Here is an 812-nt window from a genome sequence, read left to right as displayed (position 1 = left end):
AAATACGCCGCTAGACCTTGCCATTACAGGTGTTTACCCTGCTGAAAACAGCCGTATACAGGGGGCGTTATGTCGGTATTGAGTGTCAGGGTGTCCGAGCAGCAAAAAACCGCCATCGAGCTAGCCGCAAAAGCGGCCAATGTGAGTGTGCCGGAGTACGTCAGACAGGCCCTATCCGTCGGGAAAATGGATGCCCTTAAGCAGCAACACCACGACACCGAGCAGGCCATCAAGGCGCTACGCGATGAGCTGGCCAGCCTATCGAGCAAAACCACAGACACCGCTACCACCTTGGCCGCCTGTTTGACTGAGGCGGACAGCACCGCCCAGCGTATCCGAAGACGCTTAGACGGGGATCGGCTGTTCGTGGTGTGCATTGCGGGGGGAATTGGCTGGTTACTGGCGCTTACGGCGGCCATGTTAGGGGTCTACCTGATGAGTTAACTCATAGGGGCTAAGTAGGGGCTAGAGACCCTTTTGACACAACCCCCATTTAGCCCCTATGGGTCATCTCAACCCCAGTAAATACGCGGTGGGCGCATTAGCCCCTATTTTTAACCCATTGATTGACAAGGTAGGGGCTATTTGTCCGCTAGGTAGCCCCTGTTCCACCCCCAAGGCAGCCACATATAGGGGTTCTTTTCGCTAATCGCAGACTGAAAACACCTTGTTTTGGGGCGTAACTCCCTGAGGTTCAGCCGTTATTTTGCAAATCGCAGATTTGCTACGGGTGTGGATATTGAGCCCTCAAGAAGCAGGCTAGCCGGATGCAGCTCGTTATGCTGAGGACTGGCCACCTTCCCCGCCAGTGG

The 812-nt window shown here is 55.2% G+C and carries 1 protein-coding gene; it reads left to right on the top strand.

What is annotated here, in order from left to right:
- Window positions 1-69: 69 nt before the first annotated feature.
- A complete protein-coding gene (locus CUC53_RS07340; protein WP_157798218.1) occupies window positions 70-444 on the top strand; it encodes a plasmid mobilization protein in 375 nt (124 codons plus the stop codon).
- Window positions 445-812: the final 368 nt, after the last annotated feature.

It is taken from the genome of Aeromonas cavernicola (assembly GCF_002795305.1).
GTDB classification, from domain to species: domain Bacteria; phylum Pseudomonadota; class Gammaproteobacteria; order Enterobacterales; family Aeromonadaceae; genus Aeromonas; species Aeromonas cavernicola.
This window is presented reverse-complemented; position numbering and strand designations above follow the sequence as displayed.